This window comes from Mesorhizobium sp. L-2-11 (assembly GCF_016756595.1).
Taxonomy (GTDB): Bacteria; Pseudomonadota; Alphaproteobacteria; order Rhizobiales; family Rhizobiaceae; genus Mesorhizobium.
The window spans coordinates 108,420-125,808 of sequence record NZ_AP023260.1 but is presented as its reverse complement, the minus strand read 5'-3'; the positions used below and the strand labels follow the sequence as shown (position 1 = coordinate 125,808).

11 protein-coding genes and 2 pseudogenes are annotated in these 17,389 nt (G+C 60.7%); 5 read left to right on the top strand and 8 right to left on the bottom strand.

Annotated features, from left to right (window positions below; all coding sequences use genetic code 11):
- Positions 1-46: 46 nt before the first annotated feature.
- The 4 genes from JG739_RS34580 to JG739_RS34565 all read right to left on the bottom strand — a co-directional run bounded on the left by JG739_RS34580 (position 47) and on the right by JG739_RS34565 (position 5,411).
- Positions 47-748 (bottom strand): IS6 family transposase, encoded by a 702-nt coding sequence (locus JG739_RS34580; protein WP_199202433.1) that lies wholly within the window; start codon positions 746-748, stop codon positions 47-49.
- A gap of 2,218 nt (positions 749-2,966) precedes the next feature.
- Positions 2,967-4,607 (bottom strand): IS66 family transposase, encoded by a 1,641-nt coding sequence (gene tnpC, locus JG739_RS34575; RefSeq protein WP_183445373.1) that lies wholly within the window; start codon positions 4,605-4,607, stop codon positions 2,967-2,969.
- Between the two features lie 76 nt (positions 4,608-4,683).
- Positions 4,684-5,028, bottom strand: coding sequence for an IS66 family insertion sequence element accessory protein TnpB (tnpB, locus tag JG739_RS34570; RefSeq protein ID WP_183445374.1), 345 nt, complete (start codon positions 5,026-5,028; stop codon positions 4,684-4,686).
- A complete protein-coding gene (locus JG739_RS34565; RefSeq protein ID WP_183445375.1) occupies positions 5,025-5,411 on the bottom strand; it encodes a transposase in 387 nt (128 codons plus the stop codon). Before JG739_RS34565 ends, tnpB begins: the two co-directional genes overlap by 4 nt.
- 169 nt (positions 5,412-5,580) lie before the next feature.
- On the opposite strand from JG739_RS34565, the gene JG739_RS35940 reads away from it, so the two are divergent.
- The 5 genes and pseudogenes from JG739_RS35940 (at position 5,581) to JG739_RS34550 (ending at position 9,002) form a co-directional block, all read left to right on the top strand.
- A complete protein-coding gene (locus JG739_RS35940) occupies positions 5,581-5,772 on the top strand; it encodes a hypothetical protein (protein ID WP_244750049.1) in 192 nt (63 codons plus the stop codon).
- A 162-nt stretch (positions 5,773-5,934) separates the two neighbouring features.
- A pseudogene (locus JG739_RS36610) lies at positions 5,935-6,060 on the top strand (thioredoxin reductase); the annotation flags it as partial.
- Positions 6,061-6,324: 264 nt separating this feature from the next.
- Positions 6,325-6,960: a ProQ/FINO family protein gene (locus tag JG739_RS34560; RefSeq protein WP_244750048.1), complete on the top strand. Its 636-nt coding sequence runs from the start codon at positions 6,325-6,327 to the stop codon at positions 6,958-6,960.
- Between the two features lie 449 nt (positions 6,961-7,409).
- Positions 7,410-7,673, top strand: coding sequence for a DNA -binding domain-containing protein (locus JG739_RS34555; protein ID WP_199202530.1), 264 nt, complete (start codon positions 7,410-7,412; stop codon positions 7,671-7,673).
- Between the two features lie 627 nt (positions 7,674-8,300).
- A pseudogene (locus JG739_RS34550) lies at positions 8,301-9,002 on the top strand (IS6 family transposase).
- 160 nt (positions 9,003-9,162) lie between these two features.
- Here JG739_RS34550 and JG739_RS34545 read toward each other — a convergent pair.
- The 4 genes from JG739_RS34545 to JG739_RS34530 all read right to left on the bottom strand — a co-directional run bounded on the left by JG739_RS34545 (position 9,163) and on the right by JG739_RS34530 (position 17,388).
- On the bottom strand, positions 9,163-11,898 hold the full coding sequence (locus tag JG739_RS34545; RefSeq protein ID WP_199202431.1) for an ATP-binding cassette domain-containing protein: 2,736 nt from the start codon (positions 11,896-11,898) through the stop codon (positions 9,163-9,165).
- The gene (locus JG739_RS34540) at positions 11,895-14,096 is read right to left on the bottom strand and encodes an NHLP family bacteriocin export ABC transporter peptidase/permease/ATPase subunit (RefSeq protein ID WP_199202430.1); all 2,202 of its coding nucleotides are present in this window, start codon (positions 14,094-14,096) and stop codon (positions 11,895-11,897) included. The genes JG739_RS34545 and JG739_RS34540 overlap by 4 nt, the downstream gene beginning before the upstream one ends.
- Complete coding sequence (locus tag JG739_RS34535) at positions 14,081-15,343, bottom strand: NHLP bacteriocin system secretion protein (RefSeq protein ID WP_202367941.1); 1,263 nt, start codon at positions 15,341-15,343, stop codon at positions 14,081-14,083. Before JG739_RS34535 ends, JG739_RS34540 begins: the two co-directional genes overlap by 16 nt.
- 68 nt (positions 15,344-15,411) lie before the next feature.
- Positions 15,412-17,388, bottom strand: a complete 1,977-nt coding sequence (locus JG739_RS34530) for a RiPP maturation radical SAM C-methyltransferase (protein WP_199202428.1) — start codon at positions 17,386-17,388, stop codon at positions 15,412-15,414.
- Position 17,389 lies beyond the last annotated feature (1 nt).

Below are 17,389 nucleotides of genomic sequence, written 5' to 3'. Positions count from 1 at the left end.
ACTTAAAGAGCGCGAGGCGGTCGTAGCCCGCTTGCCCCACGGCGGTTCAAGCCCGCGCGATTTTTGCCCACAGGTTCATTGCCTCTGAACGCAGTTCGCGATGATGGCTGGAGGAGATTTCGTGGCGGGGGATGTGAAACAGGTTGGCAATCGGATCATGAATTGAGACGAAGCGCTGCAAATGGCGTTGTGACTTGTAGCGTTTCATGATCCGTTCCCGTCGCCGGACTGGCTGATGGGAGTTCTCCGCCCGATTGTTCAAGCCTTTATGCGAACGGTGTTCGACCCCCGGCATGATCTCTCGCTTTGCAGCGTCGTAAGACCGAAGCTTGTCGGTGATCATCACGCGCGGCGCGCGGCCTTGGCCCTTCAACAGCTTGCGCATCAGACGCTTGGCCGCCTTGGCATTGCGACGACTTTGCACCAGAACCTCCAGGACGAAACCGTCCTGATCGACGGCGCGCCAGAGCCAGTGCTTCTTGCCGCGGATCGAAACGACGGCCTCGTCGAGATGCCACTTGTCACCCAGCCGACCCGCTGAGCGGCGGCGGATCTCGCTGGCAAAGGTCCGCCCGAATTTCTCTGCCCAAAGCCGGACTGTCTGATGCGAGACAATAATCCCTCGTGCCGCCAGCAAGTCCTCGACCATTCGCAAACTGAGAGGAAAACGGAAATAGAGCCAGACAGCATGGGCGATGATCTCGGCGGGAAAGCGGTGGCGGCGGTAGAGTGGGTCACGCTCTGTCATAGCCCGTCATCGCACATCGGTATCCAAGCTTCGTTAAGTTGACGATGCCCTACGACCGCCTCGCGCTCTTTAAGTTTACGATGCCCTACCATCTCCACCGTCCCCAATCCTCATAATGTTCTTCATGGTCACTCCTGTTGCCTGCCAGCTCTTGGCTTCGATCTCAGCCAAGTTAGGGACGGTCATCAGGTGGGACAATCTCATTAGGCGTATGGCAGAATAGCGCACACAAATAGGCACTACGCGGGACAGGAACTGAGCTCGCAAGGTTTTTGGATCATGCTCCTCCTAACTGAGAGCGTGGACCCGATTCCCTACGACCACTAGTTTGGCAGACCGGCGCCTCCGGCTCGCGATGAGCGCATCACCCTCCCAATTTTCCCAGACCTTTGTCACCACCTCTACGGATTCGCCCGCGCTCTTGTAACCGTCGGCGAGGGTTGGGTGTCGGTCAAAGCCGAAATTCAACGCCGCGACCCCGACCATTCGGCCAGACACGCTTTTCTCTAAGCCGAGGGGTGCCTGACTGAACGGTTACCCCGGTCGGGCTGGCAATCCCGACCAGCTGACGCCCGAATCGGGCTCTCACGTTGTGGCCGTCCCCACCGCCATGCAACATTTCTACTTTGCTGGCGCCCGACACATCGGCCGAGCGCTAGCCGCCCGGCGTCGAACTGCGCCTGGTCAATCAAGAACAGCGCGGAAGCGGTTACAGGGGGGGGCATGTCGCGATGCGTTCGTTCGCACATAGTGCAGTGTTCTGCAAGTCGGCAGCACCTATGTCGAGATGGCAGCGCCTCGCGGTAGCGCGGGTTCTGCGGGCCGCATCGACCGCCGTGCCTCGCCAGATCGAGCGGCGTAGAGCCCCCAACATTGGGTTCGCGGTGCCGCAGTCCTAGCCAGCGAAGGTCGTGTTCGTCATCCCCGCGGTTCGCGTGCATCCGCCGCTGGCCCAGCTAATGCGCCTCGCCCCCGCGGACAGCAAACAGCGAAGCCGCCATGGCCGCGAAAATCTCGCAATGTCAGCTTGATTCCAGGTCCCCACCCGCCACTTTTGCGAGGTGATCCGGGCAGGTGCCGGTGGATCATTTCTCACCGAGTTTCAGCCTTTGCTAGGGCCTCCTGCCCTCCCTGCCGCGCGTCACTCTACCCTGCTCGCATCGCTTCACCTCACGCGGGAAACAATGTCGTTACGGGCATCCTGTGCGGCAAATGGCACAGCGATAAGACAGAACGCAGAACGCCATAATGGCGTCCGCCAAGCAATGGGCCTCGAGGATGCGGAGGCTCGGTCATCCATGAGTTCGAGTCCTGCAAGCGGGCCGCCTCTTTAACCAGCCTTCCCTGGCGCTCACGCGCCGGCACTTTCGCCACGGTTACCTCCGGTGTGGAGAAGTTGTCATGTCGCAATCCGCTGTCGGTCAGGGACTGGCACACGGCCAACAAGGCGCGTTCCGGGCCTGACACCGTCAAGCTCGGAGGGCATTCCTAGTCAAGTGGTTGCAGCTCCAGTCGGCTTTATGAAGTCGGTGACAAGAAGCTTCCTGATGCCCGTACTGCGACATTATTCCTGACCCGCTCAATTGGATCAGGCTACCCTAACAAAAAGACTCGGCACGATCTGGGTGCCGGGTCTTTAAGGTCACCTGTGATTGGGTAGGTGATGTGACGCTTCTTGGCTACGCCCCGCATGATTAACGAGCCGTTAACTGCGCGGCATTCCTCAGCTTCTATTCGGCGAGAAGAGCGACCACATAGGTCTCTTGGCGCCGGGACTAACCCATATGTCCCGGACAATGTGCCGGCGTTATTGCGTTCATGGGTCACTGGATGACGATTTCGCTGTTTAGGGTGTCAATCAAGAGGGCGCGCTGCATTTGCGTTTGCAAGCTGTCCCATCAGCGAGATGTAATGGCGGAATTTCCTATCTAGGAATCAATGCCCGACCGCACAAACGGGAGTCTGCTTCCGATTTGCTGCCGCCTTCGCCGCGATCTTCGCCATCCGGCTGATTGCCGCCGCAAGCCTGCGCGTGCCATGGCTCGACTGACCAGAAACTCGGGAGGGCTTATGGATGATGCTGGGGACGCATTGGCAGGGCTCGCTTGGCAACCCTATTGCAGAGTCCACCGGGCCCGCCGGCGACATAATCAAGGAGCTCTCGCATAGAACAAGCCGGTGTTTGGTTTCTCCCGGATTATCTGCGATTTGTAAGCGGTCAGCCGATAACGTCAGGCCTAAAGTTCCAAGGCATGAGCATTTCGATTTCGGATGCCGGCCAGCCTTGAGCGATGCGGGTCAAGGTCTGCGAGAGCCAGTCGAGCGGATCGACGCTGTTCATTTTGCAGGTTTGCAGCAAGGTGGCTACCGTCGCCCAGGTTCGTCCACCGCCGTGGCTGCCGGCGAATAGACTATTCTTTCGCGTGATCGTCTGGGGCCTGATTGCACGCTCGACGATATTGGAGTCGATTTCGATGCGACCGTCCATCAGAAAGCGTTCCAGCGCCTCCCGCCGGGTGAGCGCGTAGCGGATCGCCTCGGCGGTCTTGGATTTTCCGGAGACCTTGCCCAGTTCCGCTTCCCATAGATCGAAGAGGCTCGCGACAATGGCCACGGACTTTTCCTGACGTAGCGCGGCGCGGCTTCCGGCATCCTTGCCGCGGACCTCGTCCTCGACCTTCCACAATTCGGTCATGGCGATGATCGAATCCGTCGCGGCCTGCGAGACCCCGCTGATGTGCAGGTCGTAGAATTTGCGCCGCAGGTGAGCCCAGCACCCGGCGAGCCGGATTGTTTCATTGCTGCCGGCTTTGGCCCGTGCCTTGACCAGGTTGGTATAGGCCGAGTAGCCATCCACTTGCAGGATACCGCTGAATCCGGCGAGGTGGCGCGCCACGCAATCCGCACCTCTGCTGTCTTCAAAACGATAGGCAACCATTGGCGGACTGGTTCCGCCATAGGGTCGGTCATCCCGTGCGTAGGCCCACAACCAGGCTTTCGTGGTTTTCCCGGAACCAGGGGCAAGGGTGGGCAAGGTCGTCTCGTCGGCGAAGACCCTTTCGCCCTCCTTGATGCGCTCCAGTATGTAATCAGCAAGCATCTGCAGCTCGAAGCCCAGATGCCCCATCCACTGCGCCATCAACGACCGGCTGATCTCGACGCCGTCGCGCAGATAGATCGCCTCCTGCCGATAAAGCGGGAGGCCGTCGGCGTATTTGGAGACGGCGATATAGGCGAGCAGCCGCTCCGTCGGCAGCCCGCTTTCGATGATGTGCGCCGGCGCCAGAGCCTGGACCACGCCGTCACGGCCCCGGAAGGCGTATTTGGGACGGCGCGTGACGATGACCTGGAACTTCGGCGGCACGACGTCCAGCCGCTCGGATCGATCCTCGCCGATCAGAACCTTTTCAAGCCCCTCGCAGTCGGCCGGGATTTCCGGCTCGACGACCTCCTCGATGCGTTCGAGGTGGGCAGCAAAGCCCTTGCGCGGACGCGGGGCGCGCTTCGGCTTGTTCCCGACCGCGCGGTCGAGTTCGCTCCGGATTTCCGAAAGGCCGGTCTCGACCTCTTCGAAGGCAAAGGAGGCCTGCTCGTCGTCGATGGCCAGGCGTAGCCGCTCGGAACGCGTGCCATGTTGCGTGCGCTGTAAAACTTTCAGGATTGACGTGAGATTGGCGATCCGCTCGCTGGCGCTTTTCTCGACAGCTTTCAGCCGGGCGACCTCCGCCTCAGATGCTGCGATCCGAGCGTCGGCGACTGCGATCCGGGCCTCGCTTGCAGCCTGCTCGCGAGCCATGGAAAGGATCATCGCCTTCAGCGCATCAACGTCGTCGGGAAGGGCAAGACCCGGTAGAACCATGGCAAGCAACAGAGCACAAAAACAGCCGCTTTCCCAACCGTTCCAGCCGCATGATTCATCTTGCCGCAGGCCGGTTTCAGCCCGTCGATAACGGCCGCCTGACCCTGGCCGGACGAATCTTTTTCCAGTCCAGTCCGGCCAGAAGCGCCATCAACTGGGCGTGGTCGAGACGCATGCGCGCGGCCGATATCCCCGGCCAGCAGAAGCTGTGATCTTCCAGAGTCTTCGAATAAAGACAAACCCCGCTGCCGTCCCACCACACGATGCGAACCCGGTCCGCACGCTTCGAACGGAATACGTGAAGTGCCCCCGAGAATGGGTCCAGGCCGCCATCCCTGACCAGCGCCATCAAAGATGCCGCGCCCTTGCGGAAGTCGACCGGCTGGCACGACACGTAAACCACCACACCGGAAGCGATCATGCCTTACGAACCGCGCGGATGATCCTCGCCAGGCGATCGGGATCGACATCGCCGCCGGCGCGCACCACTGCGTCGCCAATGACGATTTCCACCGTGTCGCTGCCCACCGCTTCAAAGCGCGTGAACTTCGCCGGCTTGCTCGCTCCCTCCGTCAGTGGCGCAACCATGCCCGACGAAAGCGCCTTGCGGCGCCACGCATAGAGCTGCGAGGGGTCCAGCCCCTCGGAACGCGCAACCGCCGAGACATTGCCCCCTGGCGAGAACGCTTCGGCGACAAGCCGTGCCTTCTCTTCGTCCGACCGATGGCGCGGCTTGCGTCGGGACGGCACAGGCTCCGCCGTCAAAATCTCGAATGTTCGATGATGGCTCATACTGTCGCTCATAGGATTCTCCGCATGATTCATGCTGAAAATGAGCGATCAACCGCCTGCACGCTACGTGGGGACGCCTACGCGCTTACTGCGATTTAAATCAAATACGTCTAAGGATATTGACGATTGCGCGACCCTCACCTCGTAGACGGCTAACGCGGGCGGCAACTGAGAGGGTAAAATGACAAGCGATTTTTCCGCCGCGCGAGTGCATCTAGATCGAGCATATCATTACCTGCGAGGCGATGATCCGATGAGCCAGAGGGGGCGCGAAGCCTTGGATCTGCTAATTGAGGCAGTTGTCGTCGAGGAGTTCAGGCAGCCGAGCCAAAACGCGGAGGTCCTAATGTTTCCGATTGGGCGCCGCTTCTGAGGCGCTCCATGGTGGCAACCATGAACGTGATGTGCAAACATCCTCGAATATTGCCCGTCAAGGCATGAGCCGAGGCGGCAATCGAATGGGAGTCCGAAGCCTGTCGCCCACAACCTTCTGAATTTCGCTGCGCCTATTGTCATCGGCGGCAGCTATTCCGGAATGGCCGCCGCCCGGCAGTTCCGCCGCGCCCGCGCCAGGTTCTGGTGATCGACGCCGGGTTGTGGCGGAACGCTTTTTGCCAGCCATTCGCCTGCCTTCCTGTCCCAGGACGGCGTCGATCCGGCCTAGATCACGGAACGGTCGCCTGATTAGCTTTCGCGCTACGCGACGCCCTGGTACGACGGAACGGCCGAACGGGTCAGAGAAGCCGCGACGGTTTTGGGTCCTACTCGCTGACGGCCCTCCGCGGAGGGCCGTCGAGTCTTTTTCGCTGCCGGCGTTTGAGATGCGCTGCCAAGGGTCAATGAGCTGGCGGAGATATGGGGGAACAGCATTCCACCGACCCTGATGTATGGCTGTGAACTCTATCGGGACGGCTCGGCGTGATTGGTGCCGATCCTGCTCGGCCCACCAGGCACTTCGCGTGTCCGAATGAGGAGGCGCCCGCTTGCCCTGCGGGGCGAATGCTCATTTTTCCAAATCATTGCATATATCCGTGCTAGGAAGGTCCGAATTGCAAACGAAAACAATGGGGCGAGGCTTATGATGTTGAGCTGTAGCCGAGGCAAATCGCCTGCACAGCTTTTCCGCTATCTGTCGGCCAAGTGGCCGGCGGCCTTCAATCCTAAAGCGCCCAGGCCGCTCAAGATCGGCATCCATCATGACATTCGGGTGCTCGACGGCGAACTGTCCGATGATGAATTGAGGAGAGCCCTGCTGGCGTATACCAAGATGGCCAAATACTTGGCGAGCCTGGATGCCGGCGCCGCACGGGTCAATCTCGATGGCAAGCCGGCCGGCGTGGTCTCGGATGCGGACGCGGTGACCGCCAAGGCTTTGCTTTGCTCCCGCAAGGACAAACAAAAGGGCAAGCAAACGCCGGAGCCAAGGGTAGAGCCTCAAGCGCCACCCAAACCAAAACCGAAGCGAACCGCCGTGTTCAAGGCGAAGAATACGGCCGACAGCCCGACCGGCATAATCGTTGAGACCAAGCGTCGCCGGTCATTCCGAAAGCCGATGACTTGATCGCCCGTGAGCGATAGCTCGCGCCGACCGGGACAGCCCTCAGGGTCGGAGCACATGGCGCCCGCGCCAATCCGAATTGCCGCGATCGCAAATGGAGCTGCTAACGTGGCGGAATCGGCCCGGAAGCCTGGCCCGCATTGCGGCGCATCCCAATGCCTTAGCGCGTTTCGGCCGTCAGCTCTGGGCCGACTTTTGCTTATTTGGAATGTGAAATTATGTGAAATTAACGGCCGAGCAGTCGGCAGGGTATCGACGGCCAGCCGAACAGTCTTGAGCTTTTAGCAGTTCATCCCTAACCTGGAGTTGCATCGCCAAAGGAGCGTTCTGGCTTCGAGCGGGCACTTGCAGACGATGATCGGAATGTCGCCTTGAGGACGATATTCCCCTCGGTCCGGGTAGCCTGTCGAAGCGAAATCTTCGACCAGTTGTTTCCGGAGCCCGATATCGTGATGAAATACACAGACGTTGAGCCAGGTCTTCAAGACGAAGTCCCTTGGTCGGACAGCCTCACCGTCTACGACAAGGAGCACTTCAAGACCTACTTGAGGTTCCTGGACGCTTCCGCTGACGATGCCAGTTATGAGGAGATGGCGCAGGTCATCCTCGGCATCGATCCGGCGGAAGAGCCGGTGCGCGCGCGGAAAGCCGCGAGAAGCCATCTCGATCGGGCGAACTGGATGATGACCACCGGTTATAAGGAGTTGTTCGCGTAAATGACGATGAACGGGCGGCGACACACGCGGCTTGTCCAGACATGATCACGGCCGTCCGCCACAAGAATGGCATGACATCCGGGCCTGCGCGATACGTCTATTCATTGTCAAACTCCGCTGCTCGTACAGGCAGAGTATTGGCTTCCCGACCGTCTGGCGTGCCATGCAGGTCAGCGGCGGCCGCTCGTCATACCTGGCCGGCGCAGCTAAGGCGGGAGAAGATGAAGCCGTGTTCTGGTGGCGGGTCAAAGCCGGACGATGTTCCCATGGTCTTCGTCGGGATCATGTAGATATGCCACCTGGTGAGCCACCGCGGCAGCGGAGCCGCCACCGCCCCACTGTGACCTCACCATGGTCGAAATCTCCCGCTTCGAGGGAGCCGACAATTTTGAGGAGATGAATCGGGTGGCCAAGACATTCCAGGCAGCCGCCGAGAAGTTCGCCAACACGTGCTGGTGTCTGACAATCCTTATCTTGAGACGCTCTATGCGAACGGCTAGATCACTGATGGCAATCATGCGGATTATACCTTCCCGATCGACGCCCACTACAACCGGTTCTGTTGCAAATTTTTTCGTTACGGGTTGTCTGGCAAGTGACCTCCGACATTTTTTTCGGAGGTTTGTGATGTTCAGAGGCCGGCATTTCGACCGATCGGTCATCCTGGTGTGCGTTCGCTGGTATCTGGCATATGGACTGAGCCGCGCGATCTGAAGGAGATGGATGGCCGAGCGTGGCATTAGCGTCGATCATTCGACGATCCATCGCTGGGTTGTTCACTTTTCGCCCTTGCTGCTGGAGCGCTTCAACCGGCGCAAGCGCGCAGCGACCGGCAAATGGCATGTTGATGAAACCTACATCAAGGTCCGAGGGCAGTGGATGTATCTCTACCGCGCTATCGACAGCGTCGGCGACACGGTCGAATTCTATTTCAGCGAACATCGGGATTTGCCGGCGGCCAAGCGTTTCTTCAGGAAAGCGCTGGAGCGCCATGGGCGTCCCGATCGTGTCGTCATCGATGGTAGCCAGACCAACCAGGAGGCGATCGTTTCCTGCGATACGACACATCGATTGCAGGATCGCTGCAGGCGCCGACCGAAGCCGATCCGAATCCGCCAAAGCCAATACTTGAACAACCGGATCGAGCAGGACCATCGGCGGATCAAGCGCCGTGTTCGGCCGATGCTCGGCTTCAAATCTCCCGCAGCCGCAAGCATCATCCTCGACGGCATCGAAATGCTTCACATGATGCGCAAACGACAGGCGAGGTTCGCCTTCAACCCAAATCCGTCATTGGCCGAGCAGTTCGATATCCTCGCCGCCGCATAAGCACCGCCCGCCATCTCTTCTTGCTTCAGTTCAACAAAAATTTGCAACAGAACCCCGCAACGTCCAGCCGATCAGGAGCAACCAGCGTGCAGGTGCCCGTCAGACGATGTGCACACCATCCCGCGTCTGAAGCTGCTACGAGCAGCGGCACACTTCCTTTTTAGAGAAGCTGGCGTTGTGCGAGCTGCTTGAAGAGCCGCCCCTTTTGCAACAGCTCGAGATAACTGCCGCTTTCAGTTATGCGGCCGTCATCGATAACGTAGACCAGGTCGGCTGACTCCAGAGTTGAGATCCGCTGAGCGATGACGACCCGGGTGCACTGGAGGCTGCGCAGATTGTCCATGACGCGACGCTGCGTGACATTGTCGAGCGCGCTCGTGGCCTCGTCCATGATCACGACGCGCGGTTTGCGTGTGACAGCGCGCGCAATCAGCAGCCGCTGGCGCTGGCCTCCGGAGAACGTCACGCCGCCCTCGGCGATGGCGGTGTGTAGGCCCATGGGGAGATCCTTGACCACCTCATCGAGGGCGGCAATACGCAGCGCCTCCATTGCCTCGTCTTCGGAAAGCGGGAGGCCGGCTGCAATGTTGTCGTAGATCGAGCCTGCTAGCAGGCGGCCGTTTTGCAGCACGACGCCGTATTGACGCCGCATATCCTGGAGATCGACAAAGCGGAGGTCGGTACCGTCGAGATAAATATTGCCCGACTCGGGGACGTCGAAGCCCAGCAAGAGCCGGATGATGGACGACTTGCCAGCGCCGGATGAGCCGACCAAGGCAACAAAGCGCTCGGCCGGGATGCGCATCGACAGGCCCTTGAGAACAAGGGGCGCGTCCGGCGCATAACGGAAACGCACGTCGCGCAACTCGATCTCTCCGCTCAGCTGCGAGAACCGGCTGCCCTGACCGATCCGTTCCTCCTTCGCCTCGAGGATCGGACGGACGCGCTGGAAGTAGGGTTGCAGCATGACGATGAACAGCGACGCGCGGGTCAGCGACATGACTGCGCTGACGAACTGGCCAAGAGCAACGTTGAAGCTCGCAAACTCGGCGACCGACATCAGCGGCGTATAGGGACGCGGGTCGTTCGTCGAGCGGAAGAAGGCGAACAGGTTTCCGCTGTGCGCACCCAGAACAACCAGCACGACCACGGTCATCATCGGTCCGAAGCCAGATCGCAGAATATAGAGACGATTGCTCAGGATGCTCTGCCGCAGGCTGAGGGTCACCGTGCGGCGGTAGGTGCGGAGCCAAATGAGGAACGCCTCGCGCTCGGCGCCGGCCACCCGCAACTTCGCGACAGAGCCCAGCAGCTGCAGGACAGTGCCCTGCTGCTTTCCCGACAGCTCGAGCGATTCGAAATTGTAGCTCAGGATGCTCTTGCCGATCAGAAAGGCAACGCCCGCGAACAGCGCCGAGACGAGCACCACTAGCAAGGTCACGCGCCATTCGAAGTAGAGCATCAGGCCGACACTGAAGATCATCGACACAGAGCCCGAGAAGAACGTCATGAACGATCGGCTGATCAGCTTGCGGGTGACGTTGATGCCATCGGCGCGACTGGCGAGGTCGCCGGCCGTGAAGCTGTGGAAGAATGGCGCCTGCAGGTTGAGGAGCCTGATCCACACAGCGGCCTGGATGCGGTTGTCCGCGCGCGCCTCCAATCTCAGGCTGCTCAGCGACTCCACGAGATTTGTGCTGGTCATGCCGAGCGCCAAAAGTAGCAGCAGAGCGCTGATCACGCCGACTTGGTCGAGTTCGGCATCTGGAATGATCGGGTCCAGCAGCCAGCCGAGGACCGTCGGGGAGGCGAGTGAGAAAAGGCCGGTCAGAACCATCGTAGCGATGATGGCGAGCACGTCGGCACGGCAGTTATGCAGGCCGAAGCGCAGGATGCGCCAACCGGTTGGCATGCCCTCAGGAAGCGGGATATAGAAGGCGTAGGCGGTGCAGTTGATCGTTGCGCCGGTCTTGGCATCCACTGGCTGCGGGGCGCCACGGCCGTAACACAGGTAGCGATTGCCGGAGCGGATCAGAGCGCAGGGGGCGGACTCCGTTCCGACCGTCGCTAGCAGCGGGCCGAGGTCGTTTTCCCACCAACGGTCCTGCAAGATCAGTGCCCGATACTGTAGGTGGTTGTCCCGGGCGATCTCATCGATGGCCAGGGCCAGCGGGGGTGTCGTGATCTGATTGCGACATGGCGACAGCGCTGGATGGCCGAGCGCGCGTGCCACGCGGGCAACGATCATGGCGATCGTCTCGGTTTCCTCACTGCCTTCGACCGTCGTTTTGATGCTTATCAGATCAACGAGGTTGCCCAATTCCGTGGCGAAATCGCCTTCCGCCGTGAGGCGTGCTGCTTCATGCGCCGCGGAATTCTGGGCAAGTTCCCCAGCACGGCTGGCGATAGCGGCCCTTACGGCCGTTTCGGTAAGTGCCAAGCCCGCGTCTTGGCGGGACGGCCCGGTCTGCCATCGGGCCAGCAACGTAAGCCAGCCGCGCTGGGCCTGTTCGAGCGCCGGTCGGGCCTCTGCGTTCGACGCAAGCTCCCACAGCGCCTTGCGCGTCGTCTCGACGATCTCAGTGTCGGCTGATGGCACGCCGATGAAGCGGAACTCGTCGCCGGCTGGCAGGGAATCGATCAGCCCACCCGCCTCGACTGACAGAAACGGGTACCGGCCGTGCCTGTCCACAAGAAATACTTCGACGGATCCCGAAAGCACGAGCCATATCCGGTCCACTGTCGTGACATCGAGCGTGTTGTTTCCGCCCACGATCCGGCGCTGTTCGGCAATGCCCAGCGCCGACGCGAGCGTCGATCCGGGTGCCTTCCAACTCTGCGTTATGATCGCATTGAGCCGGGCGCTATTGTTCAGGAGGACGTCGACGATGTTCATCCAGCCCCCACAAGGCCGGCATAGACGCCGTTGGCCGCCTTGAGCTCTTCATGCGTGCCTCTTTCGACAATGGTACCATTCTCGAGCACGAAGATCTGATCACAGTCACGAATGGTACTGAGCCGCTGAGCAACGATAAGGCATGTCATGCCCCTCAGCCGCATGTTCTGGTCAATCTGCGCTTCGGTGACGGCATCGAGCGCGGCAGTCGCCTCGTCCAGCACCAGAATCCTCGGGTTGCGGGCGAGGGCGCGGGCAATCTCGAGGCGCTGGCGCTGGCCTCCGCTCAGATTGGTGCCCCCCTCGGTCAGTATGCCCTCATATCCGCCGGGACGTCCCAGAATCGTTTCGTGAATACAAGCGTCCCGCGCCCCGCGCACGATCGATGCCGGGCTGGTAGCACGATTGAACAAGGCGAGGTTGTCTTGAATTGTGCTCTCGAACAGGCGGATGTCCTGATCCACCCAAGCGACGTTCGAGGTGAAGACGTCGCGGGGCACCTCGGCAACCGGGCAGTCATCGTAGAGCACGCTTCCCGAGCGCGGCGTGTAGAGACCGAGCATAAGATGAACCAGGGTCGACTTGCCGCTGCCGCTGCCACCCACGAAGGCGACTCGCTGCCCCGGCTCGACCTTCAGGTTGATGTCGTGCAGTACGGGCAAGTCGAAGGCGCCGTAGGCAAAACTTAGGTCACCAACCTCGACTCGCCCGGAGAGTTGTTGGGGCGGTTCCGCTGCCGCTGCCGGTGCTGTCGTCTTCGCCGGACGCCCCTCGATCAGCGGATCGCTCTTCGCCGCAAGGATGTCCTCGAGCCGCGCCCAGTGGCCCTTTGCCTCCTGAAGCTGAAGGCTGAGGTCGACGATCTGCTGCAAGGGGGTCATGAAGCTGCCGAGCAGCATCTGGAACGCCAGTAGTCCGCCTATGGTCATCTCGCCCCAGATAATCAGGACCGCGCCGAAGCAGAGAACCGTTGCCGTCATGATTTGCCCGATCAGGGTCGGCGCCGCCCCTAGCCACAGGGAGATGCGTTCGCGCGACTGGAACTGGTTCACCGCGCGCGCCTGGTAGCCCGACCAAATACGGAAGAAATCCGACTCGGAGCCCATGGCCTTAATGGTCTCGATCGACTGAAGGCCGGACATCGCGGCGGCGGCTATTTTTGCGCTTATATTGAGGATGACCATGTTGCTGTCCTTCAATCTGCGGCGCACAAGTCCCACAGCAGCGAGGTTGCAGGCCACCAACAAAATCGAGACGATGGTGAGTGGCAGGCTGTAGACCGCCATCACGCCTGCATAGACGATCACCATTGCGAACTGGGCGGCCGCGGTCGGCAGGGGACCGGAAACCAGAATGGCAAGCTGATTGGCCGAGTGCGCGCGGGTGACGATGTCGCCGTGCTGGCTCTGCGTAAGGAACAGCAGGGGGAGGCGCAGCACGTGCCAGAGGAAGCGCGCACCGATCATCACTGCCAATTTCAGCTGTAGACGCATTAACACGCGTTGTTGCAGCCAAGTGACGGTGGCCGCCAGTGCGACTCCGAACAGCAGGGCCACGATGATGGGAAACAGCCAGGTGTCGAATCGGCGTACCAAGACCTCGTCGACGAACACTTTGATGAGCGCAGGAAGCAGAATCGACGGCAGCGCAAGCATGACGGTCGTGGCCGCCATCACTACGAGCGCGGCTCTTGACCCAGATGTCCAGCCGAACAGGGTGCGCAGCATACCCTGCCTGTAGCCGCCTGGTTTGAAATCGGGTCCGCGCTTGAACTCTAGCGCGACGCCCGAATAGTTTTCGTAGAATTCTTCGTGACCGACAATGCGTCGGCCGAGCGCCGGGTCGTTGATTCGCACACCGCGACCTGACCGGCCTTCGACTACGACGAAGTGGTCGGCCGACCAGTGGGCGATGAATGGCAGTGCAAGCGAGCTGAGCGCTTCAATCGGCAACTGCTGCCCGCGCGCCTCTAGGCCATAGTCCCGCGCCGCCTTGACTATATTGCTGGCGCGCGCACCGTCACGCGAGACGCCGCAGGCTTGGCGCAGTTCGTCCAACGGGACAAAACGGTGGAAATGCCCCAGGATCATGGACAGCGCCGCAGCGCCGCAGTCCGCCTCCATCTGCAACACTGTTGGCGTAGCGACAGCCCGCCGCAGCCGCAGGGTGAACTCACGGCTGGTCACAAACGCGTCCATGTCCGCACGATCGGCAGCACAAGGGAGAGAGGATTGACGCGGTCCACTACGATTTTGACGGCGGCGGTCGTGCCGGGCGTCACCTCTGTCAGCGGACGGGCGGCAGACGTCCAGTGTAAGCCGTCCCTTGTATCCGGATCTGCCTCAAGCTCGATCTCGATGCGCACCGGAGCGCCAGCGCCCATCATCGTGTTGACGAGCGCCTCGTTACCGAGCACGGCCAGTAAGTCACCCCGGGACACCGGCAGCAGGCTCACTTGGCTGACCTGGCCCCTGATCGACCCGTAGATTTGTTCATCGATGGACGAAGGACTGATAAGTGCATGCATGCCGGGAACCACGCGCTTGCCTTGGTCGATCGGCAAGTAGGCGTGAACGATCATGCGTCTCTCCAAAGTACCGGATTCGACCGTGATCAGGTTCATTCCAGCGGCAATCGTCGCATTGGGCTGGGTTGTAATCTCACTGACCGTGCCGTCGACCGGGCTGCGGATCGCGGAGCCGACCTTGAATTGCACCTGTAGATCACGGTAGCTGGCTTCCGCGTCGATGACCTTTATGCGCAGTTCGGTTAGGCTGCGATGAACCAAGTCTTCGAATTCGATCTCCTCAGTTTGTAACTTCCGAATCTGGTCGGTCATTTGACGGATGGAGCGCTGCACGTCGATGAGGCGGTCGAACTCAAGCTGTTCCTGGATGCGGGTGGCAAAACCGCGCTTCACTTCCGTCACAAAGCCCTCGTACAGGCCTTGAATCATCTCGCGGTTCTTCTCTGCATCTGCAAGGCTGGCCTTAAGCGATGAAATCTCTTGGTTGAGAGTCTGCCTGCGCCGCTCCACATCTGCATGCGAAGTCTTGTCGTAATTTTCAGACTCCGCGCGTTGCGCTTGGACAGCGATCCGCGCCTGCTCAAGGCGCTCCGCGACCTCGTCGAGCTTAACCGTGACCAGAAGATCGCCGCGGGTGACCATGTCCCCGGGTTTGACGTGAATTTGCGCGACTGTGCCCCCTGTCCGGGCTACCACGTCGGCAACGACGCTGCGATCGAGCAGAATGACGCCTTGACCCCTGGCATGGAAGGCGAGCCGGCCAAGAAGCCCCCAAGCCACCGCGCCAGCTACGAAAAGCGCGAGTGCAACAAGCAGAATCCACGTCGACCGCGATGTGAGTTGGATCGCTTGGTTCAAATGCTCAGGATCACGAAGGGCACGTGGGCTCTCTGCGCTCGTCGTCACAGGTTTCAGCATTTTCTCTCCCCAGGCAGCTGAGAACACCAACGGCTGTCGCCCTGCGAATATGCAAATGGCAGTTGTCCTCATTCACGTGGCGGCCTTACGGGCATGACACGTCGGTCGAAATAGCCTCCCGGAAACGCGGTCGGCGCGGGCATTGGTGTATAGGGATTCCAGAGCGGGAGCCCAACCAGCCGCGCGTCCAGCCGCACGATCAGCTTGCGAGCGATCATGTCGGCTATCGCCTCGTCGATCTCGGTCTGCATCACATTCGCCGTGCTCAGCCGTTCGCGCAGACGGGCGTCTGGCATGCCTTCGTCCGCAGCTAGGAGAATTTCGCGTGCGAGGCTTTTGACCCGGTGTTCAGGCTCCACTGCTATGGCGCGCGTGTCCTCGACCGTGATCTCGTCGCCGCTGTCGCGCATCGACAGCATGGGCAGCTTCGGCTCGTACCAGGCTTTCAGCCAGGCATCGATACCCTGGGTAACGGCATGCAGCCCCGGGCGGCGGTTCGCGTCGCGCGCAGCGAAATGGCCGCCGACATCGCTGTCTTCACAGTCTTCGAAGTAGTAGACCTGATCCGCGAGATCGGGCTCCGAGAGCGGATAGACGGAGCGATAGGAGGCGGCCGGGCGCAGCTTCAGCCCATGTTTGTCGGCTGCGCGATGATAGGGGCTGTAGCGCTGGTAGCGCAACCGCACCGCATGTCCTGGCTGGAGATGATGCAGCAGCGGCAGCCAGGAGGCCATTTCGCCATACCAGGCGTCGCTCTCTCCGGGAAAGCCCCACAGTATGCTCCAACTGACCCGCACGCCATACTGGCGGCACCATTTCAAGAGCTGAACATTGTGCGCTGACGTCGTTCCCTTGCCCATCAGCTTCAAAGCACGGGTATCCAGGCTCTCGATACCTGGCTGGATCCAGCGGACGCCGGCGGCAGCCAACTTCTCGACTTCATGGCGCTTCAGATTGGCTTTGACTTCGAAGAAGATCGCAAGCTTGTCGGGTAGGGCGGTGAGGCGAGGCAGGGTCTTTTCGACGTAGTCAAGGGCCAGAATGTTGTCGACCGCTTCGATGCGCGACGAGCCGTAGCGCGCCGACATCTCTATCATCTCCTCTGCGGCCTGCCCGGCCGGTTTCTGGCGATAGGTCATCGATCCGCCGTTCAGTCCGCAGAACGTGCAGGGGCTGCGCGCCCCCCACCAGCAGCCGCGAGAGAACTCCATCGGCAGCCCGGGATAGACGCGGTCGGCGTAGAGCGATCGCCCAAGTTCGGCAAAATAGTCCGAGAAATCGGGCAGCGGCAGATTATCCATGTTCTCGACCACTGCGCGGGGCACCAAGTCGCCCATCGACGTGGCGGGATAGCCGGCCTCGCGATGCCCTGGACCGAAAACGCCGAATGGCAGGTCGGCCGATGGAATGTCTCTACCGTGATTGAGGATGTCGCAACACAGGGCGCCGATCAGTGCGTCAGCTTCACCCGACACGACGTAGTCAACCCACGGGAAACGCGCGTGAGTGTTACGCCCCATGACCGATTCGCAGTTTGCGCCACCCATGAGAGTTACTAGGCCCGGTGAGCGCTCGCTCAGTCGGCGCAGCAACGCGAGCGAGGGAACATGCTGGGTGAAAGTCGAGGTGCACCCGACCATGGCCGGCCGTTGCTCCAGTATCTTGTCGGCTGTCCAGTCGATGAAGCCGCCGATAAGCGAGCGCAACTCGCGGAAATGGGCACGACGCTCGGCCAAACCTTTGTTAGGGTGTATCGGATTGCGCTCGAAATAGCGGTCGAGGAAGACATCGTGGTCTGCTTCGAAGTCAGGAAAAGCGATGCCGGCGAACAGCCAGTCAACAAGCGCATCCTCAGGGGGGGAACCCTCAAGCATATTGTAGTCGGCGAGGCCCGCGTATTCCAGGAACCAGATGTTGGCATACACTATCTTGGATCGCAGTCCGGCCCGGGTCAGCACCGACTTTAGCAGACCAAGCGCCAGTGACGGCCGTTCAATTGCCGACATCGGCATGTTGACTAAGACGATCTGCACATCGGCGCTCATC